At 71.4% G+C, this 20,973-nt stretch carries 17 protein-coding genes and 1 pseudogene; 14 read left to right on the plus strand and 4 right to left on the minus strand.

The genetic code is table 11. From position 1 onward, the window contains the following. Positions 1–3 precede the first annotated feature (3 nt). The 4 genes from dxs (at position 4) to KKZ08_RS34220 (ending at position 4,185) form a co-directional block, all read left to right on the plus strand. Positions 4–1,923, plus strand: coding sequence for a 1-deoxy-D-xylulose-5-phosphate synthase (gene dxs, locus KKZ08_RS34205; RefSeq protein WP_223778118.1), 1,920 nt, complete (start codon positions 4–6; stop codon positions 1,921–1,923). After that, positions 1,920–3,305, plus strand: a complete 1,386-nt coding sequence (locus tag KKZ08_RS34210; RefSeq protein WP_223778119.1) for an aspartate aminotransferase family protein — start codon at positions 1,920–1,922, stop codon at positions 3,303–3,305. Before dxs ends, KKZ08_RS34210 begins: the two co-directional genes overlap by 4 nt. An 83-nt stretch (positions 3,306–3,388) precedes the next feature. Then, entirely contained in the window at positions 3,389–4,015 is a 627-nt protein-coding gene (locus KKZ08_RS34215) for an XRE family transcriptional regulator (protein WP_223778120.1), read from the plus strand. Positions 4,016–4,068: 53 nt separating this feature from the next. Continuing rightward, positions 4,069–4,185: a DUF6126 family protein gene (locus tag KKZ08_RS34220; protein ID WP_223779306.1), complete on the plus strand. Its 117-nt coding sequence runs from the start codon at positions 4,069–4,071 to the stop codon at positions 4,183–4,185. Between the two features lie 16 nt (positions 4,186–4,201). Here the strand turns inward: KKZ08_RS34220 and KKZ08_RS34225 are convergent, their stop codons facing one another. Then, positions 4,202–5,017: a tyrosine-protein phosphatase gene (locus KKZ08_RS34225; protein WP_223778121.1), complete on the minus strand. Its 816-nt coding sequence runs from the start codon at positions 5,015–5,017 to the stop codon at positions 4,202–4,204. Positions 5,018–5,198: 181 nt separating this feature from the next. On the opposite strand from KKZ08_RS34225, the gene KKZ08_RS34230 reads away from it, so the two are divergent. Then, a complete protein-coding gene (locus KKZ08_RS34230) occupies positions 5,199–7,298 on the plus strand; it encodes an alpha-galactosidase (protein WP_223778122.1) in 2,100 nt (699 codons plus the stop codon). A 133-nt stretch (positions 7,299–7,431) separates the two neighbouring features. Continuing rightward, on the plus strand, positions 7,432–8,238 hold the full coding sequence (locus tag KKZ08_RS34235; protein WP_223778123.1) for an SGNH/GDSL hydrolase family protein: 807 nt from the start codon (positions 7,432–7,434) through the stop codon (positions 8,236–8,238). Positions 8,239–8,333: 95 nt separating this feature from the next. On the opposite strand, the gene KKZ08_RS34240 is transcribed toward KKZ08_RS34235, so the two are convergent. Further along, on the minus strand, positions 8,334–8,948 hold the full coding sequence (locus KKZ08_RS34240) for a TetR/AcrR family transcriptional regulator (RefSeq protein WP_276573914.1): 615 nt from the start codon (positions 8,946–8,948) through the stop codon (positions 8,334–8,336). Positions 8,949–9,090: 142 nt separating this feature from the next. On the opposite strand from KKZ08_RS34240, the gene KKZ08_RS34245 reads away from it, so the two are divergent. After that, complete coding sequence (locus tag KKZ08_RS34245) at positions 9,091–10,293, plus strand: MBL fold metallo-hydrolase (RefSeq protein ID WP_223778124.1); 1,203 nt, start codon at positions 9,091–9,093, stop codon at positions 10,291–10,293. Positions 10,294–10,491: 198 nt separating this feature from the next. Here the strand turns inward: KKZ08_RS34245 and KKZ08_RS34250 are convergent, their stop codons facing one another. Beyond that, complete coding sequence (locus KKZ08_RS34250; RefSeq protein WP_263303376.1) at positions 10,492–12,285, minus strand: AMP-binding protein; 1,794 nt, start codon at positions 12,283–12,285, stop codon at positions 10,492–10,494. Between the two features lie 255 nt (positions 12,286–12,540). On the opposite strand from KKZ08_RS34250, the gene KKZ08_RS34255 reads away from it, so the two are divergent. The 7 genes and pseudogenes from KKZ08_RS34255 (at position 12,541) to KKZ08_RS34285 (ending at position 18,957) form a co-directional block, all read left to right on the plus strand. Next, entirely contained in the window at positions 12,541–13,386 is an 846-nt protein-coding gene (locus tag KKZ08_RS34255) for an alpha/beta hydrolase (protein ID WP_223778125.1), read from the plus strand. 1 nt (position 13,387) lies between these two features. Beyond that, entirely contained in the window at positions 13,388–14,647 is a 1,260-nt protein-coding gene (locus tag KKZ08_RS34260) for a hypothetical protein (protein WP_223778126.1), read from the plus strand. 403 nt (positions 14,648–15,050) lie between these two features. Then, positions 15,051–16,937 (plus strand): annotated as a pseudogene (locus KKZ08_RS34265) (ATP-binding protein). A gap of 83 nt (positions 16,938–17,020) precedes the next feature. Beyond that, on the plus strand, positions 17,021–17,455 hold the full coding sequence (locus KKZ08_RS34270; protein ID WP_223778127.1) for a roadblock/LC7 domain-containing protein: 435 nt from the start codon (positions 17,021–17,023) through the stop codon (positions 17,453–17,455). A gap of 2 nt (positions 17,456–17,457) precedes the next feature. After that, positions 17,458–17,829 (plus strand): DUF742 domain-containing protein, encoded by a 372-nt coding sequence (locus tag KKZ08_RS34275; protein ID WP_223778128.1) that lies wholly within the window; start codon positions 17,458–17,460, stop codon positions 17,827–17,829. Beyond that, the gene (locus KKZ08_RS34280) at positions 17,807–18,400 is read left to right on the plus strand and encodes an ATP/GTP-binding protein (protein WP_223778129.1); all 594 of its coding nucleotides are present in this window, start codon (positions 17,807–17,809) and stop codon (positions 18,398–18,400) included. The genes KKZ08_RS34275 and KKZ08_RS34280 overlap by 23 nt, the downstream gene beginning before the upstream one ends. Continuing rightward, on the plus strand, positions 18,397–18,957 hold the full coding sequence (locus KKZ08_RS34285; protein ID WP_223778130.1) for a GAF domain-containing protein: 561 nt from the start codon (positions 18,397–18,399) through the stop codon (positions 18,955–18,957). Before KKZ08_RS34280 ends, KKZ08_RS34285 begins: the two co-directional genes overlap by 4 nt. A gap of 17 nt (positions 18,958–18,974) precedes the next feature. Here the strand turns inward: KKZ08_RS34285 and KKZ08_RS34290 are convergent, their stop codons facing one another. Next, positions 18,975–20,873, minus strand: coding sequence for a DUF2264 domain-containing protein (locus KKZ08_RS34290; protein ID WP_223778131.1), 1,899 nt, complete (start codon positions 20,871–20,873; stop codon positions 18,975–18,977). Between the last annotated feature and the right edge of the window lie 100 nt (positions 20,874–20,973).

A 20,973-nucleotide genomic window follows, 5' to 3' on the forward strand; every position in this document is an offset into this window, starting at 1 on the left:
AGCATGACCATTCTCGACACCATTCGGGGGCCGCGCGACCTGAAGGCGCTGACCGAGGCCGAACTCGACGAACTTGCCCAGGACATCCGGGAGTTCCTGGTGCACGCCGTCGCCAGGACGGGCGGTCACCTCGGGCCCAACCTGGGAGTGGTGGAGCTTTCCATCGCCCTCCACCGGGTCTTCGAGTCGCCCGTCGACCGGCTCGTGTGGGACACCGGCCATCAGACCTACGTACACAAGCTGCTGACCGGGCGTCAGGACTTCTCCAAGCTGCGCGGCAAGGGCGGGCTCTCGGGCTACCCCTCGCGGGAGGAGTCCGAGCACGACATCGTCGAGAACAGCCACGCCTCGACCGCGCTCGGCTGGGCGGACGGTCTCGCCAAGGCCCACCAGGTACGCGGTGAGCAGGGCCACGTGGTCGCCGTCATCGGGGACGGCGCGCTCACCGGCGGTATGGCCTGGGAGGCGCTGAACAACATCGCCGCCGCGAAGAACCGGCCGCTGATCATCGTCGTGAACGACAACGAACGCTCCTACGCCCCGACCATCGGCGGCCTCGCCAACCACCTCGCGACGCTGCGCACGACCGACGGCTACGAGCGGGTCCTCGCCTGGGGCAAGGACGTGCTCCAGCGCACCCCCGTCGTCGGGCAGCCGCTCTTCGAGTCCCTGCACGGCGCCAAGAAGGGCTTCAAGGATGCCTTCGCGCCGCAGGGCATGTTCGAGGACCTCGGGCTCAAGTACGTGGGGCCCATCGACGGGCACGACATAGGCGCCGTCGAGTCGGCGCTGCGGCGTGCCAAACGCTTTCACGGGCCCGTCCTGATCCACTGCCTCACCGAGAAGGGGCGTGGTTACGAGCCCGCGCTCGCGGACGAAGCCGACCGCTTCCACACGGTCGGCGTCATGGACCCCCTCACCTGCGCACCCCTCGCGCCCGCCAACGGCCCCTCCTGGACCTCCGTGTTCGGCGACGAGATCGTCCGCATCGGCGCCGAGCGCGAGGACATCGTCGCCATCACCGCCGCCATGCTGGAGCCGGTCGGCCTGAAGAAGTTCGCCGAGGCCTACCCCGACCGGGTGTGGGACGTCGGCATCGCCGAGCAGCACGCGGCGGTGTCGGCGGCGGGGCTCGCCACCGGCGGCCTCCACCCGGTCGTTGCCGTGTACGCCACCTTCCTCAACCGCGCCTTCGACCAGCTCCTGATGGACATCGCGCTGCACCGCGGCGGGGTCACGTTCGTCCTCGACCGGGCCGGCGTCACCGGCGTGGACGGGGCCTCGCACAACGGCATGTGGGACCTGTCGATCCTCCAGGTCGTGCCCGGCCTGCGGATCGCCGCGCCGCGCGACGCAGACCAGCTGCGGGCGCAGCTGCGGGAGGCCGTCGCGGTCGACGACGCGCCGACGCTGCTCCGGTTCCCCAAGGAGTCCGTGGGCCCCGCGATCCCCGCGCTCGGCCGGATCGGCGGCATGGACGTGCTGCTGCGGGACGCCGACGCCCCCGACGCCGACGTGCTGCTCGTCGCGGTCGGGGTGATGGCTCCGGTCTGCCTCCAGGCCGCCGAGCTGCTCCGGGCGCGCGGCCTGCGCTGCACCGTCGTCGACCCGCGCTGGGTCAAGCCGGTCGACGGCGAACTGCCCGGCCTCGCCGCACGGCACCGCGTCGTGGCGGTCATCGAGGACAACAGCCGGGCCGCCGGGGTGGGCGCCGCCGTCGAGCTGGCGCTCGGGGACGCGGAGGTGGACGTACCCGTACGGCGTTTCGGCATCCCCGAGCAGTTCCTCGCGCACGCCAAGCGGGGCGAGGTCCTCGCGGATCTCGGGCTCACGCCGGTCGAGATCGCGGGGCGGATCAGCGCCACACTGGCGGTCAAGGAGAGCGCGGGGGAGCAGGGCGAAGGCAAGGAGCACAGCGCATGACCAAGGAGTTCGACCTCGGCCGCCTCCTCGCCGAGCGGGGCGCCGAGCGGTACGAGCTGCACGCCCGGCACCTCAACCACCAACTGCCGCGCATGCTGCACACCATCGGCTTCGACAAGGTCTACGAGCGGGCCGAGGGCGCGTACTTCTGGGACGCGGACGGCAACGACTACCTCGACATGCTGGCGGGCTTCGGCGTGATGGGTCTCGGCAGGCACCACCCGGTCGTCCGCAAGGCGCTGCACGACGTCCTGGACGCCTCGCTCGCCGACCTCACCCGCTTCGACTGCCAGCCGCTGCCCGGTCTGCTCGCGGAGCAACTGCTGCGGCACAGCCAGCACTTGGACCGGGTGTTCTTCGGCAACAGCGGTACGGAGGCCGTCGAGACCGCGCTCAAGTTCGCCCGGTACGCGACGGGCAAGCCGAGGGTGCTGTACTGCGCGCACGCCTTCCACGGGCTGACCACGGGGTCGCTCTCCGTCAACGGCGAGAGCGGGTTCCGGGACGGCTTCGCGCCGCTGCTGCCCGACACGGCGGTACCGCTCGGTGATCTGGACGCGTTGCGCGAGGAGTTGCGCAAGGGAGACGTCGCCGGGCTGATCGTCGAACCCATCCAGGGCAAGGGCGTCCACGAGCCGCCGCCCGGATACCTGCGCGCCGCCCAGGAGTTGCTGCACCGGCACAAGGCGCTGCTGATCGCCGACGAGGTGCAGACGGGCCTCGGCAGGACCGGCGACTTCTACGCCTACCAGCACGAGGAAGGCGTGGAGCCGGACCTCGTCTGCGTCGCCAAGGCGCTGTCGGGCGGCTATGTGCCGGTCGGCGCCACCCTCGGCAAGGACTGGATCTTCAAGAAGGTCTACTCGTCGATGGACCGCGTCCTCGTCCACTCGGCGAGCTTCGGGGCCAACGCGCAGGCCATGGCGGCCGGCCTCGCGGTCCTCGCCGTCATGGAGGACGAGAAGGTCGTCGAGAACGCCCGGACGACGGGTGAGCTGCTCAAGTCCCGGCTCGCCGCGCTGGTCGACCGCTACGAGCTGCTGAGCGAGGTGCGCGGCCGCGGCCTGATGGTCGGCATCGAGTTCGGGCGGCCGAAGTCACTGAAGCTGCGCGGGCGTTGGTCGATGCTGCAAGCAGCCCGCAAGGGGCTCTTCGCGCAGATGGTCGTCGTACCGCTGCTCCAGAAGCACCGCATCCTCACGCAGGTCTCCGGTGACCATCTGGAGGTCATCAAGCTCATTCCGCCGCTGACCGTGGGGGAGCGGGAGGTGGACCGCTTCGTCGAGGCCTTCACCGCCGTCATGGACGAGGCGCACAGCGGTGGCGGGCTGATGTGGGACTTCGGCAGGACGCTGGTGAAGCAGGCGGTCGCCAACCGCTGAGGCCGCGCATCGGAAAGCCGGGGGCTTTTGCCTCCTAGGCAAGAAAGTTGCCCGAGGGGCAAGGCTCTGGCTCAATGCGGTGTATGAGCCCTGCCGAGCCCGTCGAGCCGCCGGAGGCGGCCGAAGCGCTGCCCGCCGTCGCGCCCCAGCTGCGTGAGCTGCGCCGCCGCGCGTCACTCACGCTGGAGGCCGCCGCACGCACCGCGGGGCTCTCGCCCGCCCATCTGTCCCGCCTGGAGACCGGGCAGCGCCAGCCGTCGCTGCCGATGCTGCTCGCCCTCGCACGCGTCTACGGTACGACGGTCTCCGAGCTGCTCGGGGAGACGGTCGCCGACCGGGACTCGATCGTCCGCGCCGCGGACATGGAGCCGACCCGCGCGGGCGGCTGGACGTACTGGCAGGCGGGCGCCCAAGGACGCGGCATGCAGGCGCTGCGCGTGCACGTCCCCTACGGGGCGCAGGGCGACATCGTGCGCGTCCATCCCGGCGAGGAGTGGCTGTACGTCATCGAGGGGCGGCTGCGGCTGTCCCTCGGGGACACCACGCACACCCTCGCGCCCGGGGACAGCGCGCACTTCGACTCGCTGACCCCGCACCGCATCGCCGCCGCCGAGCGGGGCGGCGCCGACCTCCTCTTCGTCCATACGTTGCTGCAGAGCCCCGCCACCGCGCTGTGCCTCGGCGGCCCCAGTCAGGGAGAACCGACATGACCGAATCCGAGCCGCAGGGACCCGTCCGACCGGAGCGGCCCGCCAAGAACACGATGGAGGAGAAGTTCCCGCGGGCGCTCTGGGTCCGGCTGATCATCTATGTGGCGGTCGGCCACGTCTTCGCGGCCTTCATCTACCTGCTGTTCGAACTGGGCGCTCAGAACAAGTGACGGAACCCTTGCGGCGTCAGTCGAGGAGGCGCTCGCGCAGCCGCTCACGCGTCTGCGGGCCCACCTTGAGGCCCTCCGAGAGGTAGGTGTCCGTGTCGCCCCAGGTCTGCTCGATCGTCTCGAAGGCCGCCGCCAGGTACTCGGCGCGGGCGTCGAAGAGCGGGTTGAGCAGCTCCATGACCTCGGGGGACATCGCGTTCGGGGAGTCGCTCGTGCGGTGCACCTTGTAGCGGCGGTGTGCCGCGTTCGATTCCAGGTAGTCCGCCTCGATGGCGTCGCGCTCGACGCCCACGGCGAGCAGCGTGACCGCTATGGACAGGCCCGCGCGGTCCTTGCCCGCCGCACAGTGCATCAGCGCCGGCACGCTGTCCTCGGCGAGCGCGTGCAGCACCTGGCTGTGCTCGGCCGTGCGCTCCTTGATGATCGTGCGGTACGAGGCGGACATCCGGCCGGCGGCCTTGCCGTCGGACAGGATCGCGCGCAGCTGGTCGAGATCGCCGTCGCGGACCATCTTCCAGAACTCGGCGCCGTCGGCGGGGTCGGTCAGCGGCAGGTTCACGTTGCGCACGCCGGGCAGCGCGACGTCCGGGCCCTCGAGGCGCTGGTCGGCGGCGTTGCGGAAGTCGAAGATCGTGTGCAGACCCAGCGACGTCAGGAACGCCGTGTCCTCGGCGGTGGCGTGCGCCAGGTGGCCGCTGCGGAAGAGCCGCCCCGGGCGGACGCGGCGGCCGTCCACGGTCGGCAGTCCGCCCACGTCACGGAAGTTGCGCACTCCGGTCAGCTCGGGCTCTGACAGCTCTGACTGCTCTGTGGGCGGGACCTGCTGCGTCACGGGCTCTCCTCGGGCTCTGCTGCCGGCGCGGCTCGCCGGTGAATGCGCCTTCGACGATACGACACGGGTTTCCGGGGCGATCACCCCTTCGCAGACGTTGCCCGATCGACGGAGCGACCGCGAAGATGTGCGTGCACGCGCGTGCTTGTGCGTATCCCGGGACCGGTTCTGTGGGGGTTTGATGATCGAGGTCGGCGCCGACGGTCGTACGTGGCTGCTGTCGGGCCCCACCAGCAGTTACGCCCTTGGGCTCACGGACCGGGACGAGCTGCTGCACCTGTACTGGGGGGCGCGGATCGCGCTGGCCGACGCCGAGGCACTGGCTGCCGAGCCGCCGCCCCCGGAGCGGGGCTTCGAGTCGCCGCTCGACGGACGCGAGGAATACCCCGTGGAGGGCGGCCCCCGCTTCGTGCGGCCCGCGCTGTCCGTTCGCGACGACACGGTCCGGGGCACCGAGTGGCGCCACACCGGATCGGCGGTGGACGGTGACGCGCTCCAGGTCCACTTCCGTGACCCGCTGCACCACCTGCGGATCACCCTCACCTACCGGCTCCGCGGTGACGTCGTCGAACGGTCCGTACGCCTCGCTCACGAGGGCGGGCACGGGGAGGGCGACGGGGCGCGGACGCTGGAGGTGCTGCGTGCCGACTCCGCGACCTGGACGCTGCCACGGCGCGATCGCTGGCGCCTGTCGCAGCTGCACGGCCGCTGGGCGGCGGAGTCGCGGCTGGTGCGGTCCGACATCACGTACGGCGAAAAGGTCATCGGCAACAGGCGCGGGCACACCGGGCACCAGCATCTGCCCTGGGTCGCGCTCGACGCGGAGGGGGCCACGGAGGAGCACGGGGAGGTGTACAGCTGCGCGCTCGCCTGGTCGGGGTCCTGGCGCATCGCCGTGCACCAACTGCCCGACGGCACCGTGCAGATCAGCGGCGGGATGGGGCACGACGACGCCGGCGTCACCGTCCTGGAGCCCGGCGCGGCGCTCACCACGCCCGTCTTCGCCGGGCTGTGGAGCGGGGACGGCTTCGGTGGCGCGAGCCGGGCCTGGCACGCCTACCACCGCGAGCACGTCATCCCGGACGCGGACACGGTACGGCCGGTCCTCTACAACTCCTGGGAGGCCACCGGCTTCGACATCTCAGAGGAGCAGCAGCGGGCGCTGGCCCGCAAGGCCGCGGGGCTCGGCGTCGAGCTCTTCGTCGTCGACGACGCGTGGTTCGGCGGCCGGGTCAGCGACCGGTCCGGGCTCGGCGACTGGACGCCCAACCCGGACCGCTTCCCCGACGGGCTCAAGCCGCTCGCCGACGAGGTGCACGGCCTCGGCATGCGGTTCGGGATCTGGGTGGAGCCCGAGATGGTCAACCCCGACAGCGACCTCTACCGCGCCCACCCCGACTGGGTACAGCACCAACCGGGCCGCGCCCGGGCGGAGTTCCGCAACCAGCTGGTGCTCGACCTCTCGCGTGAGGACGTGCGCGCGTACCTGTGGGACCGGCTCGACGCGCTTCTGTCCAGCGCGCCCATCGACTTCGTCAAGTGGGACTTCAACCGGAGCTTCACGGACGCGGGGCGACCGGGCGCGGTGGGACGCGAGCTGTGGTGGGCCCATGGACGGCATCTGTACGGCCTGCTGGACCGGCTGCGCGCGGCGCACCCCGGCGTGTCCTTCGAGTCCTGCTCGGGCGGTGGCGGCCGGGTCGACCTCGGCATCCTCTCCCGCACCGACCAGGTGTGGACCTCCGACAACACCGACCCGCTGGACCGGCTCGCCATCCAGCACGGCTTCAGCCAGCTGCACCCGGCGCGCGTGATGGCCGCCTGGGTCACCGACAGCCCCAACACCCAGCTCAACGGCCGTGTCAGCTCGCTGCGCTTCCGGTTCGTGAGCGCCATGGCCGGGGTGCTCGGGATCGGCGGAGACCTCGCCCGGTGGAGCGAGAGCGAGCTCGCCGAAGCGCGCGACTGGGTGGATCTCTACAAGGAGATCCGGCCCGTCGTACAGCTCGGCGACCTCTACCGGCTGCGGCCGCCGGAGGGTGGCCTCAGCGCCGTGCAGTACGTCCGTGGTGGCGAGGCGGTGGTCCTGGCCTGGCTCCGGGCGCAGTCGTACGGGGAGGAGCCGGCGCCGGTACGGTTGCGCGGGCTCGACCCGGCGGCGGCGTATGCCTGTCCGGACACGGGGAAGACGTACCGGGGCGCGGTGCTGATGCGGCGGGGGCTGCGGACCGGGCTCGAGGGAGATCTGGACGCGGGGGTGTTCCGGCTCCGGCGGGTGTGACGGTCAGGAACGCCGGTGGGGGGCGGTGCTTATTCCGCCTTTGAATGAATCTTGACCGGTGGCTTATCTCACGCACCGTCAACCCCTCCCTACGGTGGCGTAGGTCACTTAGGGAGGTGAAGGATGTGACGTCGTGAGCGCAGAGTCGACAACCTTCATCAATCACCCCATCAACAACGGCGTATTCAACTCCTACGCAGCGGTCGGCGACAGCTTCACCGAAGGCGTGGGTGACCCGGGCCCCGACGGCACGTTCGTCGGGTGGGCCGATCGCTTCGCCGTCCTGCTGGACGACCGGGTACCCGAGCACACCTTCCGGTACGCCAACCTCGCCGTGCGCGGCAAGCTCCTCGACCAGATCGTCGCGGACCAGGTGCCGCGCGCCAAGGAGCTGGCCCCCGACCTCGTGACGTTCTGCGCCGGCGGCAACGACATCATCCGGCCCGGCACCGACCCCGACGAGCTGGCGGAGCGCTTCGAGCGGGCCGTCGTCGATCTGTCGTCTGCGGTCGGCACGGTCATGGTGACCACCGGGTTCGACACCCGGGGCGTCGCCGTCCTCAAGCATCTGCGCGGCAAGATCGCCACCTACAACATGCATGTGCGTGCGGTCGCCGATCGCTACGGCTGCCCCGTGCTCGACCTGTGGTCCCTCAAGACCGTGCAGGACCGCCGGGCCTGGGACGGTGACCGGCTGCATCTGTCCGCCGAGGGGCACACGCGGGTGGCGTTGCGTGCCGCGCAGGTGATCGGCCTGGAGGTGCCGGCCGATCCCGACCAGGCGTGGCCGCCGCTGCCGCCTCGCGGGACGCTTGACCTGCGGCGGGACGACATCCACTGGGCGCGGGAGTATTTGGTGCCGTGGATCGGGCGGCGTATTCGGGGGGAGAGCTCGGGGGATCACGTGGCGGCCAAGCGGCCGGATTTGTTGCCGCTTTAGCGCTCCGCTGGGTGGGGCGCTTTTGGGTGCGGGTTTCTTGTGGTTGCTCGCGCAGTTCCTCGCGCCCCTTGCGGGGCCGGGGTGGGGAAGTGGGGCTAGGGGGTTGTCAGTCGGGTGGGGTTCAGGCCCAGTTCTTGGGCCAGGGCCTCGTCCGTCCATCTGCGGGCCTTGGCTCGGGGGAGTGCCGCGTCGTAGGCCGTCATCTGGACCGCCAGGCCGTCGAGGAGTGCGGTGAGGCGCAGGGCCGCCCCCTCGGGGTCCGGGCAGTGGAACTCGCCCGCGGCCGAGCCCTCCGCGATGACCGCCGCCAGCGCCGCCTTCCACTGCTGGTCGAGGTCACGGGTCACCGCGCGTAGCGCCGGCTCCCGCAGGGCCGCGGACCAGCCCTCTATCCACAGCCGCCAGCCCTTGGCCTGGCCCGTCGGCGCGTACCACCGCACGGCCGCGCGCAACCGGCGCAGCGCCGAGGTGCGGCGGCCCAGCAGCTTGCGCAGCCGGGTCAGATCGCGCCGCGCGGCGTGCTCGAAGGCCGCGGCGACGAGCTTCTCCTTGGAGGAGAAGTGGTACAGCACCAGCGCGTTGCTCACCCCGAGGGCGGCCGCGACGTCCGCGATCCGCACGGCCGCCACGCCCCGCAGCTCGATCTGTTCGACGGTCGCGACGAGCATCTCCGCCCGCCGCTCCGCCACGCTCAACCGCACCCCAGTCACGCCGTGCACCCTACCCAGGCCCGCGACTCCCGGAAGCCGAAGGCCCGCCCTCCGGAATCGGTCGGATCGGGCCTCCGGGAATGTGGCGTCGCGGGGCGTGGACATAATGGTTAGGCCTATCCACCCCCCCTCAGGAGGTCCCGTGTCCCGGTCCCTGATTCCCGGGCTCCGCTCGCTGCGGACCCCCGCCTTCGGAGCGGATCCGGCCGGTGCGCGGCTGGCGCGGATCCGCAGCTCGCCGAACTTCTCCGTGGCCGATGGCTCCTTCCAGAACCCCGTGGGGGCGCGGACCAGACCCTCGGGGTCCACCATGGAGTTCGCCAAGATCTACTTCCGCAAGGAGGAGCGCGTACGCCGTGGCCCCGCCGGCACGGTCCCCGTGCACGCCACGACCCTCGCCGACCTCGCCAAGCCCCCGGCCGACGGGCTGCGGATCACCTGGATGGGGCACTCCAGCGTGCTCGCCGAGATCGACGGGCGGCGCGTGCTCTTCGACCCGGTGTGGGGCGAGCGGTGCTCGCCGTTCTCCTTCGCCGGGCCCAAGCGGCTGCATCCCGTGCCGGTGCCGCTGGCGGCCCTCGGCCCGGTCGACGCCGTGGTCATCTCGCACGACCACTACGACCACCTTGACATGCCGACGATCAAGGCGCTGGCCGGTACGGACACGGTGTTCGCCGTGCCGCTCGGCGTCGGCGCCCACCTGGAGCGCTGGGGCGTGCCCGCCGACCGGCTCCGCGAGCTCGACTGGCACGAGTCGGCTCAGGTGGCGGGCCTGACGCTCACGGCGACGCCCGCACGGCACTTCTGCGGCCGCGGCCTGCGCAACCAGCAGCACACGCTGTGGGCCTCCTGGGTGGTCGCCGGGCCCGAGCACCGCGTCTACCACAGCGGGGACACGGGCTACTTCCCCGGCTTCCGCGAGATCGGCGCCGCGCACGGACCGTTCGACGTCACGATGATCCAGATCGGTGCCTACAGCGATTTCTGGCCCGACATCCACATGACGCCCGAGGAGGGCATGCGGGCCCACCTCGACCTCCAGGGCGGGCACGCCCAGGGGCTGATGCTGCCGATCCACTGGGGCACGTTCAACCTCGCCCCGCACCCGTGGTCGGAGCCGGGGGAGGGCACCCTCGCCGCGGCGCGCGGCACGGGTGCCAGCATCGCGCTGCCCTGCCCCGGCGAGCCCTTCGAGCCCGGGGCCAAGGCCGTGCCCGGCGCCCCCTGGTGGCGCGGCGTCGCGATCGTGCCGGACGGGGGCTGGCCCGAGACGCCGATGGGCAGCAGCGGGCCGCAGGCCACGACGACGGACAGCGGCGACCAGGAAGCCGCGCCCGTGGCCTAGGTCCTGTCGTCGCGGGTGGCGGTGCCGCGCCACTGCTTGAGGCGGTCGCGGCCCGGTCGGACTGCCTGGCCCGCGAAACACCGTCGGCCCCTGCGGCGGGCGCCCCCGGGGCCGACGACACCCGGCAGACCCGCAAGGCCGGCCAAATGCGTTGGTTCGCATGGACGTGACCCTGGATGTCAAAGAGGGGCGCCCACGTCACCCCTCGGTCTGGAGCCGGGTCGCGATGTCCTGGCGCAGCTGTACCTTGTCCGTCTTGCCGACGGCGGTCAGGGGGAGTGCCGCAACCTCAACGAGCCGTTCGGGAAGCTTGAACCGGGCCAGTCCGCTGTCCTCCAAATACCCGCGGAGTTCCGGCAGGGTCGGCGCTCCTTCGTCACCGCCCACGACGTACAGGCACACGGCCTCGCCCATCACGCGATGGGGCATGGCGACGGCTGCGGCGGCCCGCACCCCGGGGTGCGCCAGTACCGATGCCTCCAGTTCGTCCGCCGGGATCTTCTCCCCTCCCCGGTTGATCACGTCCTTGACGCGTCCGGTGACCACAAGGTTCCCGGACGCGTGGCGCCGGACGAGGTCACCGGTGCGGTAGTAGCCGTCGGGGGTGAAGGACGCGGCTGCCGCACCCCCGTGGTACTCCGTGATGACACCCGGCCCCCTGGCGAGGAGTTCGCCCATCTCGCCGTCGGCGACGGGCCGGCCCGCACCGTCCACCACGAGGATCTCGTCACCGGGCGACGAGGGGCGCCCCTGCGTGCTGAACGCCACCTCGGGCGGATCGTCGAGCCGGGTGAAGTTCAGCAGTCCCTCACTCATGCCGTAGACCTGTTGGATTCGGCAGTCGAAGGCGCGACTCAGTTGGACGGCCGTGGACTCGTCCAGGCGCGCCCCGCCGACCTGGAGGACTTGCAGGCTCGACAGGTCGGCGCCGCTGGAGGCGGCGCGTGCCAGGAGCCACTGACGCGCGAGCGCGGGGGTGAGCGCGCAGTGGGTGACGCGTTCCCGCTCGATCAGCGACATGGCGGTGGCCGCGTCGTTCGGGTCGCAGAGTACGACCTTTCCGCCGCAGGCGAGTGTGCCGAGCACTCCGGGGGAGGCGAGTGCGAAGCCGTGCGTCACCGGCAGGACGGCGAGGAACACGGATTGGGGTGTCAGACCAGAGACCGCTGCCGCGCAGCGGGTCATGTGGCCGATCGCCTCATGGGTGCGGGCAATGGCCTTGGGAGCGCCCGTGGTTCCGCTCGACAGCAGGAAGAGGGAGGTGTCCGAGGGGTGCCGGACCGCAGGTACGGGAGGTGGGTCACCGGGCTCGATGAGACGGTCCATGTCCACGTGGCCGACGGCCCGGTCACCGGCATCCGAGACGAGCAGGGTACGCACCGAGGGGTGCCGTTCGCGAAGCTTCTCGGCGAGCCGCAGATGGTCGAAACGCTGATGCCGGGCCGGTACGGCCAGCGCGGTCGGCGCCAAGGTGCTGATCACCGTCTCCAGTTCGTGCTCACGCAGGGCGGGGAGGGCGAGAACCGGGCGCGTGCCGAGCCTGACCAGCGCGAGTGTGAGGATCAGGAGCCGGGCCGTGTTGGGCAGTTGCACGAGTACGGCGTCGCCGGGCCGGATGCCGGTGCGCGCCAGCCGGGTGGCGCAGCCGGACACCGCCGCGTCGAGCCCGGCCCTGGTGAAGGTCTGCTCGGCGTCGACCAGCGCCGGCCGGTGCCCCGCGTGCACGTGGGTGCTCAGCACCACGGCGTCCAGGAACTCCGGACGCCACCAGCCGCGGTCCCGGTACTCTCGGCAGACCCCCGCGCCGGGCCTGCGGTCGCCGATGACGTCGGCGAGTTGCCGCACGGTGAAATCGTGCCGCGTCCAGAGATCGACGCGGGTGTCGAAGCGCTCGGTCAGGGCCAGCTGGATCTGCGTGAGGTCGACGGAATCGAGCCCGAGGTGCGCGCGCAGCTGCGCGTCCGGGCGCAGCAGCTCTTTCTCGATTCCCAAGTCACGAAGGATCTTTCGCACTTCTTCGATGCCCGTCAACCGGGCCTCCTTGCCTGAGATCACCTGGCGGGAACTGACCGATGCGACCGGTATGCCCAGTGCGGCTGGCCGTGAGACCGGCGCACGGAGGCAGTGGGAAGTGCGTGCGGCCACGGCGCACCCGCGAAGTCAGCAACCGCACTCCCGCGCGCCCTGCACTGTCCGTATTTCCCGTGCGACGCTGTGACATCACACCGGCTGAGCCTCTGGAGTGCGGTGAGCCCATTGAACAGCGAGACGCTCGGCGTACCGGGCGCGAGGATCTATTTCGAGGTACGGGGTGAAGGGCCTCTCCTGCTCCTCATCGGAGGAGGAAACTCCGACGCGGCGGTGTTCAAACGCCTGGCCGACGTCCTGGCCGGGAGTCACCGCGTCGTTACCTACGATCCGCGCGGGAACTCACGCAGCGTGCTCGACGGCCCCCCGGTGGACCAGAAAGTCGAGGAGCACGCCGACGATGCCTACCACCTGATCGAACATCTCGCCGACCCCGGCGAATCCGTGTACGTCTTCGGGAGCTGCTCGGGCGGGCTCACGGCGCTGGAACTCGCCATCCGCCACCCGGACCGTGTCCGCTCGGTCGTCGCCCACGAACCGCCTGTTCTGAGCATCCTTCCGGACGCCGAGCAGCACTTGGCACTCCTCGACGACATCTGCGGGACCCATCTCCGTGCGGGGATGCTGCCGGCCCTCACCAAACTGCAAGCCCTCCACGGCGGTCGGCCCGCGCCGGCTCTCCCCGAAGTGCACAACAACACCGACTTCTTCCTGACCCACTTCCTCCGGCCGTTCGCCCGCTTCGTGCCCGACCTCACCGCGCTGGAGGAAGTGGCGGACAAAGTGGTGTGGGCCGGCGGCCACGCCTCACGCGAGGACCTCGTGCACCGCCCGACGCTGGTCCTTGCCGGCCGGCTCGGCCGCGAGGTGCAACTGTTTCCCGGCGGGCACGTCGGCTACGCGCGGTACCCCGCCGACTTCGCCGAACGGCTCGTCGAGGTGCTCACCCCCGTGGTCGACGCGGTGGACACCCGGCGGGCAAGGAGTACCGGCGGAAGGCAGTGACGTGCGCATCGTGATGGGGGCGCAGAACTGCGGCTTCGGTCCGGTCTCCGAACTCGTCGCGGTCTCTCGGCCGCTCCATGAGCACGAGAGGGTGTTCGTCGGGGACGGCGTCGCCGCTGTCTTCGCCCGGCGCAACCCTGACGCCTTCGACGCCACGTACGACACCAGTGGGCTGTCGGAGCGCGCCAGGTCCGCAATCATCGAGGACTTGCTGCAGGGCAGCGACCACGTGGTCTCGGTCATGGACGCCGAGTTGGTGCTCCGGTCCGTCGTGGCGGACAGGCCCGTGACCATGGTGGACAGTCTTTTCAGCTTCTGGCAGCTGACACAACCACTGACCGAGATCCTCGGCTTGTGTACGGCCATGCCACGTTCCGGTTTCGCCGCCGCGGACCTGCACCTGTCAGGCCTTTCCCCGCACGAGCGGATCGTCGCGGCTCATCTGCTCGCCACCCACAGTGTCGTGCAGAACTTTCCCGGCGTCCCCGAGCGCGCAGCCGACTTCGCGGCCCTGGGTGAGGGGCCGCGAATGCATGTGACCGGCTCGATCGTCGACACCGAAGGCCTGCGGGACGTCGTGCGCACGGTGGAGCCGGAATACGATCTGCTGATCAACATCGGAGGGTTCAAGAACTTCCTCCTGGACTTCGACGTCAACAACGACTACGTACGCCTGCTCCACCGGTGGATTCCGGACCTGCTGCGTGACTGGCCCCGGTTCCGTCGCGTACTCGTCTGCGGCGGTCCGTTCGGCGAGGGCCGGGACCAGACCATCCGGGCCGCGGGCGGTCGCGCCGAATGCCGTCTCGTGCGCCACCGTGAACTGCTCCAGGTGGCCGCGACCACCGCGGACTACCTGATGGCACCCGGGCTCACCACACTCCACGAATCGATCACCCTGGGGCGGCTGCCCCTGGCCATCCACGAGCAGCACTACGCCCATGTCTTCACCATGCGCGCACTGGACGGCACGCTGTTCGGCCGTTTGGGGGGCCGGTTCACAGACGTGGTTCCGTCTCACCCGCTGCCGGAGGACGACTTCGCCGGGACCGTCGCCCTCGTCGAGCTGGCCGGCCGTATCCGGCAGAACCAGGAGCTTTACGCGAAGTACCGCAAAACATTCAACGAACGCATCGAGCAATACCTCACTCTCACTCCACCGCAACGGCGACACGGCATCGAGGAACTCGGGAAACTGCTGAACGGCACCCCGACCCACTCGGTGATGACCGAGATCCTGGACACGCCGCGTGCTACGTGATGTGAAATGAACTTCAGCGACCTCGAGCCGCGTTGAGCAGGTTCAGTACGTCCCCGGCAATCCCTATTGCAGGCGGCTGGCAAGGGAACGCGTTGCGCTCCTCCGTGGTTTTCGCCCGATCCCGGAACACTGGACGGCGGAGTCGAATCGCACAGTGGTGCGAGGCGTCATACCAGAGCGGGACGCACCCCCGCTGACTTTGTCAACTGCCCACCGCACATGATGCGCCGCCGACTACCGTGAGTGTCCGTCGGGCGACACAGCGATCACGGCGCAGGCATGCCATCGCGACCTGTCGGCCGGCACGGCGATGCCGAAACCATGCCGAACCTGCCGAAAACCATGCCGCAAAAGGGAGTCGGGCCGCCCGCTGGAGCCCCGTCGCCACGTACCTAGGACGCAGATGTCTCACCTACGCGCACCGGCCGCCCGCGCAGACCGCCGTGAGGGCGGCCGGCACGGCAGGCCCGGGAGCCGCACCGCCACCGCCCTGCCCGAGACCCACATACGGCCGCAGCTCCTGCGTATCGCCGTGCTGCCCGCAGTCGCCGTAGGTCTGAGCGCCTGCGCGGCCGTGCTGTTCACGCTGCGGACGACCGGAGCGCGCCCCGGCCCCGCCCTGCTCGCCGTCCTCACCGCCGCGGCGCTCGTCGGGCTCACCGGCATCGTGGTCGCCGCCGTGGCGGCCGACCGTGCCGCCAGATCCGTGCGCGACCGGGTCGGCGCCCTGCGCCGCGCCACCGCGCGCGGCCAGTCCGAGCTGTGCGATGTCGTCGAGCGGCTGCGCCGCGGCGACGGACCGCCCGCGCGCGGGACGCCGCCGCGGACCCGGCCGGACGGCGACGAGTTCGACCGGCTCGCCGACGAGCTGACCCGCGCCCAGGACGTCGCCGTCGACGCCGTCCTCCAGGCCGCGCAACTCTCCAGCCACGCGGGCAGCGAACAGAAGGTCGAGGTCTTCGTCAATCTCGCCCGGCGCCTCCAGTCGCTGGTGCACCGCGAGATCTCCCTGCTCGACGAGTTGGAGAACGAGGTCGAGGACCCCGAGCTGCTCAAGGGGCTCTTCCACGTCGACCATCTCGCGACCCGCATCCGCAGGCACGCCGAGAACCTCGCCGTGCTCGGCGGCGCCGTCTCACGCCGCCAGTGGAGCAGCCCCGTCTCGATGACCGAGGTGATGCGCTCCGCCATCGCCGAGGTCGAGCAGTACTCCCGCGTCAAGCTCGTGCCGCCCATCGACGGCACCCTGCGCGGGCACGTGGTGGCCGACGTCATCCACCTGCTCGCCGAACTCGTCGAGAACGCCACGGTGTTCTCCGCGCCGCACACCCAGGTCCTGCTGCGCGCCAACCTCGTGACCGCCGGGCTCGCCGTCGAGGTCGAGGACCGGGGCCTCGGCATGCCCCTCGCCGAGCAGAACAAGATGAACCGGCTGCTCGCCGACCCCGACCAGGTGAACGTGGCGAGTCTGTTGCAGGACGGGCGTATCGGCCTCTTCGTGGTCTCCGCGCTCGCCCGCCGGCACGGTGTCGCGGTCCGGCTCCAGGCCAACATCTACGGCGGGGTGCAGGCCGTACTGATCCTGCCGCAGGAACTGCTGGGCGCCGAACCGCTGGACGAGCCCGCCGCCCGCCCGAGTCCGGCCGCGGAGGCGGTGGCCCCGGGCGCCCCCGACGGCGTATTGGACGCGCCCGCAGGACCCGCTCTGCCCGCCGGGCGTCGTGACGAGCAGGACTCGCGGGACGTACGCGGTGACTGTGAGCCGGAGCCGCCGGCGTCCGCCCGGCCGGAGCTCCGCCAGGAGTCCGTGTCCGTGCCGCTCCAGCCGCTCCAGCCGCGGCACGACACGGCGACCGACCAGGCCGGAACCCGGCCCCGCCCCCTGCCCGTGCGCGGCGCCCGCCAGGACCGGCCGACGCCCGCCGACGCCGTCCCCGGCATCCGCCCGAGGACCGGCAGGCCGCGGCCGAGCACGCCGCCGCGCCGCTGACGCCCTCGGCGGGGCCGTGCGGGGCGGGTCGGCAGGCCCCGGCTCCCCAAACGGCGCGCGCAGGAACACATCGCGCCCCAGCTGCGGGACTCCCCGGCGCCGCGCCCCGACAGCGACCACCTCGTGGGCCACGACCCGGGGCTGATGGCCGCGTTCCAGCGCGGCATCGGGCTGGCCCAGGCGCAGGACGCGCGCGACCCCACCCCCTGGGAGAACGGCACCGGCCGCCCCCGCGACGGAAGCGCACCCGGCGACGGCGGCCTCCCCCGGGACGGCGACGGCAGCGGCCAAGGCGGCTGAGCAGCACGATGACGCCCCAGCACCCTCCACCACCTCTGCACACGCAGACCCTCGTACGTCGTATCTCAAGGAGTCGATCCACCATGGCGAGCGATGCGCCGACCGGCCATGTATCCGATCTCGACTGGCTGATGAGCGGACTCGTGCAGCGCGTGCCGCACACCCGCAGCGCCGTCCTGCTCTCCTCCGACGGGCTCGTGAAGTCGGTGCACGGCCTCGACCCGGACAGCGCCGACCACATGGCGGCCCTCGCCTCGGGCCTCTACTCGCTCGGGCGCAGCGCCGGCATCCGGTTCGGGGACGGCGGAGACGTCCGGCAGGTCGTCGTGGAGCTCGACTCCACGCTGCTGTTCGTCTCCACGGCGGGCTCCGGTACCTGCCTCGCGGTGCTCGCGGGCCGCGACGCGGACGCGGCCGTCCTCGGCTACGAGATGGCGATGCTGGTCAAGAGCGTGCGTCCGTACCTGATCACCGCGCCCCGGCAGCCGGCCGGGGAACCCGCGCCGATGAGGCGCTGACCATGGCGGCCCCGCACGACGGGCCCTGGCTCGACGACGCCGCGGGACGGCTCGTCCGTCCCTACACCGTCAGCGACGGACGGACCAGACCGACCACGCAACTCGACCTGCTCTCCCAGGTGATGGCCACCGGCTCGACCCCGCTCGGTTACCTCGGGCCCGAGCACTCCGCGGCCCTCGGTCTCTGTGGAGCCCCGGCCTCCGTCGCCGAGATCGCGGCCCAGCTGAAGCTGCCCGCGGTCGTGACCAAAGTGATCCTCTGCGATCTCCTCGACTCCGGGGCTCTCACCATGAAAACCCCGGACTTCTACCACAACCCCACTGACCGGTCCCTGTTGGAGGCAGTGCTCGATGGATTACGACGACAGCTCTGACCCCTTCCCCACCGCCCTGAAGATCCTGGTCGCCGGTGGTTTCGGGGTCGGCAAGACGACCTTCGTGGGCGCGGTCAGCGAGATCGCGCCGCTGAGCACCGAGGAACTGCTCACCACGGTCAGCGAGGCCACCGACGACCTGTCGGGCGTGGAGGACAAGACCACGACGACGGTGGCCATGGACTTCGGACGCATCACGCTCGACCCCGAACACGTGCTGTACCTCTTCGGCACACCCGGCCAGGAGCGGTTCTGGTTCATGTGGGACGAGCTCTCCGAAGGCGCGCTCGGCGCGGTGGTGCTCGCCGACACCCGCCGCCTGGAGGACTGCTTCGCCGCCGTGGACTTCTTCGAACAGCGCGGCATGGGCTTCATCGTCGCGATCAACGAATTCGACGGTGCCTACCGCTACGAACCCGAAGAGGTGCGTTCCGCGATCGACCTCGACCCCGAGGTGCCCGTCGTGCGCTGCGACGCGCGCATCTCCAGCTCGGGCATCCAGACGCTCCTCGTCCTCGTCAAGCACCTCATCAACCACGCCCCGGCGCCCAGCTACGGAGCCTACACATGATGCCCGACCGGCACCTGCTGCTCACCCCCGTCGACAAGGAGGCGCCCGCGCGCGTGCGGCGGCTGCGCGGGCTGGGCATCGGAGACCGGCCCGATGCGGCCCTCGACCTCTTCGCGGACCGGCTCGCGGAGCTGACCGGCGCGCCGTACGCGATGGTCAACTTCATCGACGAGAACCGGCAGTTCTTCGCCGGGCTGCACACCCCGGAGGGCACGCGCCCCGGCACGGACCTGGCCGCCGCGGCGGCCGGTGGCCTCGGCCGCTACATGGCCCGCGACCACGGGTACTGCCCACATGTGGTGGTGCGCCGCAAGGCACTCGTCCTGGAGGACGTCTGCGACTATCCGCGGTTCGCGGGCAACCCCGTCGTGGACGAGATCGGCATCCGCTCCTACCTGGGCGCGCCCCTCATCGACCGTACGGGCATCGCGCTCGGCACGGTCTGCGTCGTCGACGTCGAGCCGCGCCGCTGGGGGCGGGCGGGGCTCGACACGATCAAGATGCTGGCCGCGGAGCTGGTCGAGCAGATCCACCGGCGGGAGGACGGCGGCATCTGACGCCCGTCCAACGCCGGTCACAGCTCCAGTTCCGTCCCGTCGGGGAAGCGGACGCGGACGCGGACCCGTACGCCGTCGTCGTCCACGGCACAGGTGACGGACGCGCGCAGCGCCCGCGGGTCGACCGTGTCCCGCGAGAGGGCGACCAGCGTGACGTGGACGCCGGGCCCGCCCGGGTGCTGAGGGAGGGTCAGGAACGGTGTCGCGGAGTGCGGTCCGTAGGCGTTGGCGGCGACCTCGCGGGCGATGCCCGTCTCCTCGTGCCAGCCGTGCAGCGCGACCACGGCGCTGATGAGCCCCGCCGAGGTACGGGCGAGCGCCCAGCCGGGACCGCGTTCGGCGTGCGGAGGTGTTCCGTCCGCCACCGCGTGGCCGCCCTCGCGGACCGCCGCGCCCTCGGGGGCCCGCAGCCGGTGCGCGCGGATCTCCCAGGGGCCGTGCAGGGCGCTCGTCGTCACGACGGGGAACGGGTCGTCGTGGCCCGGCAGCCGGGCGTCGTGGCGGGACGAGGCGAGGCGTCCCTCGCACGTCAGAGGGTGGATGCGCAGGCGGCGCGAGGGCGTGCCGTCGGCGGCGATGAGGGCGAGGTGGCCGTCGACGGTACGCTCCCACGCGCGCGGGGCGGTCTCGGGGGCCGTCGCCGTCGAGTAGCCGAACTTGGCGTAGTGCGGGTCGTCCTGGGCCGGGCCTTCGAGGGGGTTGTGGTCGCTGCCGTGGTTGACCAGCCGCACGATGCCGTCGTGCCGGGTGCCGTGCAGGAGCCAGCCGGGTGCGGGGAGCGCGGTGTACTGGTCGGACTCCTCGACGGGCAGCGGGAGTTCGCGTTCCGTCCACACCGGGTGGTCGGCGGGCAGCAGCAGGCCGAGGAAGCCCTTGCTCGCCCAGTACGGTGATGCCGGACCCGAGTAGGCCTGGGTGGCGGGCAGGAACGTCCCGTACCAGCCGAGCGGCAGCAGGCCCCGCTCGTCGGGCACGCCGCGCTCCACGAAGTGCCGGGCCGTGCCGGAGGCGAGGCGCCGGGTCAGGCCCGGGGCGAGCGGCGTGCAGTTCGCGAGGGCGCCCATCCACACGGGTGCGGCGGCGGCGAAGCGGTAGGTGAGTGAGCGCCCCTGGTGGACGGGGGCACCGTCGCCGCCGAAGAAGTGGGGGTAGGTCGTGAGGAACCGGCCGAGGCGCTCGCGGTAGACCTCGGCGCGTCCTCCGTCGCCACCAGGGCCCGCCATCCGCGCCCACAGCAGCGGATAGAGGTGCATCGCCCAGCCGTTGTAGTAGTCGTAGTTGCGCCCGTCGCCGTCGCTGTACCAGCCGTCGCCGCGGTACCAGTCCTCGATGCGGTCCAGGCCGCCCTCGATGTCGGCCTTGCGGTACGGGGCGCCGACCGAGGCGAGGAACTGCTCGGACACCACTTGGAAGAGACGCCAGTTGTTGTCCCAGGTCTGCGCGCCGACGAACCGGGAGAACCAGTCGACCACCCGCTCCTGGACCCGGGCGTCGAGCGTGTCCCAGATCCAGGGTCGGGTCTCGTGCAGGCCGATCGCGATCGAGGCGGCCTCGACCATCTGCTGGGACCGGTCGGTGAGTTCGGGCCACGCCTCGCCACTGCCACGGTCGGTGCCCGCCGCCAGCCCTCGCGCGTAGCGTTCCACGAGGCGGGGGTCCACCTCGCCGCCCGCCCCCGCGATCCGGAAGGAGGCCAGCAGGAAGGAGCGCGCATATCCCTCAAGCCCGTCCGACACCACCCCGGACCAGCTCGCCCGCCCCGGCAGCCGGTACTGCGCGAACCTCGGCGTAGCGTGCGGAACCAACGCCTCCAACTGCCGATCAGCAAGCGCCTCCCAGTGCGCGCGGCTCCACCCGGTGAACGGCGACAGAACACGGTCGCCGGGCGGCAGAAACAGATGAGGTGCTACGGCCATGGACGTCCGCCACTCCTGGTCAGTGATGGGATGGACAAGCCCCTAAGGGGCCGCCCCTTAAGGGGCGCGGGGAACTGCGCGACAAGCCACGATGAACCCG

It is taken from the genome of Streptomyces sp. 135 (assembly GCF_020026305.1).
Lineage (GTDB): Bacteria > Actinomycetota > Actinomycetes > Streptomycetales > Streptomycetaceae > Streptomyces.

Coding starts and splice junctions, on each gene's coding strand:
- dxs (WP_223778118.1), top strand. CDS start 4: ATGACCATTCTCGACACCATTCGGGGGCCGCGCGACCTGAAGGCGCTG.
- KKZ08_RS34210 (WP_223778119.1), top strand. CDS start 1,920: ATGACCAAGGAGTTCGACCTCGGCCGCCTCCTCGCCGAGCGGGGCGCC.
- KKZ08_RS34215 (WP_223778120.1), top strand. CDS start 3,389: ATGAGCCCTGCCGAGCCCGTCGAGCCGCCGGAGGCGGCCGAAGCGCTG.
- KKZ08_RS34220 (WP_223779306.1), top strand. CDS start 4,069: ATGGAGGAGAAGTTCCCGCGGGCGCTCTGGGTCCGGCTGATCATCTAT.
- KKZ08_RS34230 (WP_223778122.1), top strand. CDS start 5,199: ATGATCGAGGTCGGCGCCGACGGTCGTACGTGGCTGCTGTCGGGCCCC.
- KKZ08_RS34270 (WP_223778127.1), top strand. CDS start 17,021: ATGGCGAGCGATGCGCCGACCGGCCATGTATCCGATCTCGACTGGCTG.
- KKZ08_RS34275 (WP_223778128.1), top strand. CDS start 17,458: ATGGCGGCCCCGCACGACGGGCCCTGGCTCGACGACGCCGCGGGACGG.
- KKZ08_RS34280 (WP_223778129.1), top strand. CDS start 17,807: ATGGATTACGACGACAGCTCTGACCCCTTCCCCACCGCCCTGAAGATC.
- KKZ08_RS34285 (WP_223778130.1), top strand. CDS start 18,397: ATGATGCCCGACCGGCACCTGCTGCTCACCCCCGTCGACAAGGAGGCG.
- KKZ08_RS34290 (WP_223778131.1), bottom strand. CDS start 20,873: ATGGCCGTAGCACCTCATCTGTTTCTGCCGCCCGGCGACCGTGTTCTG.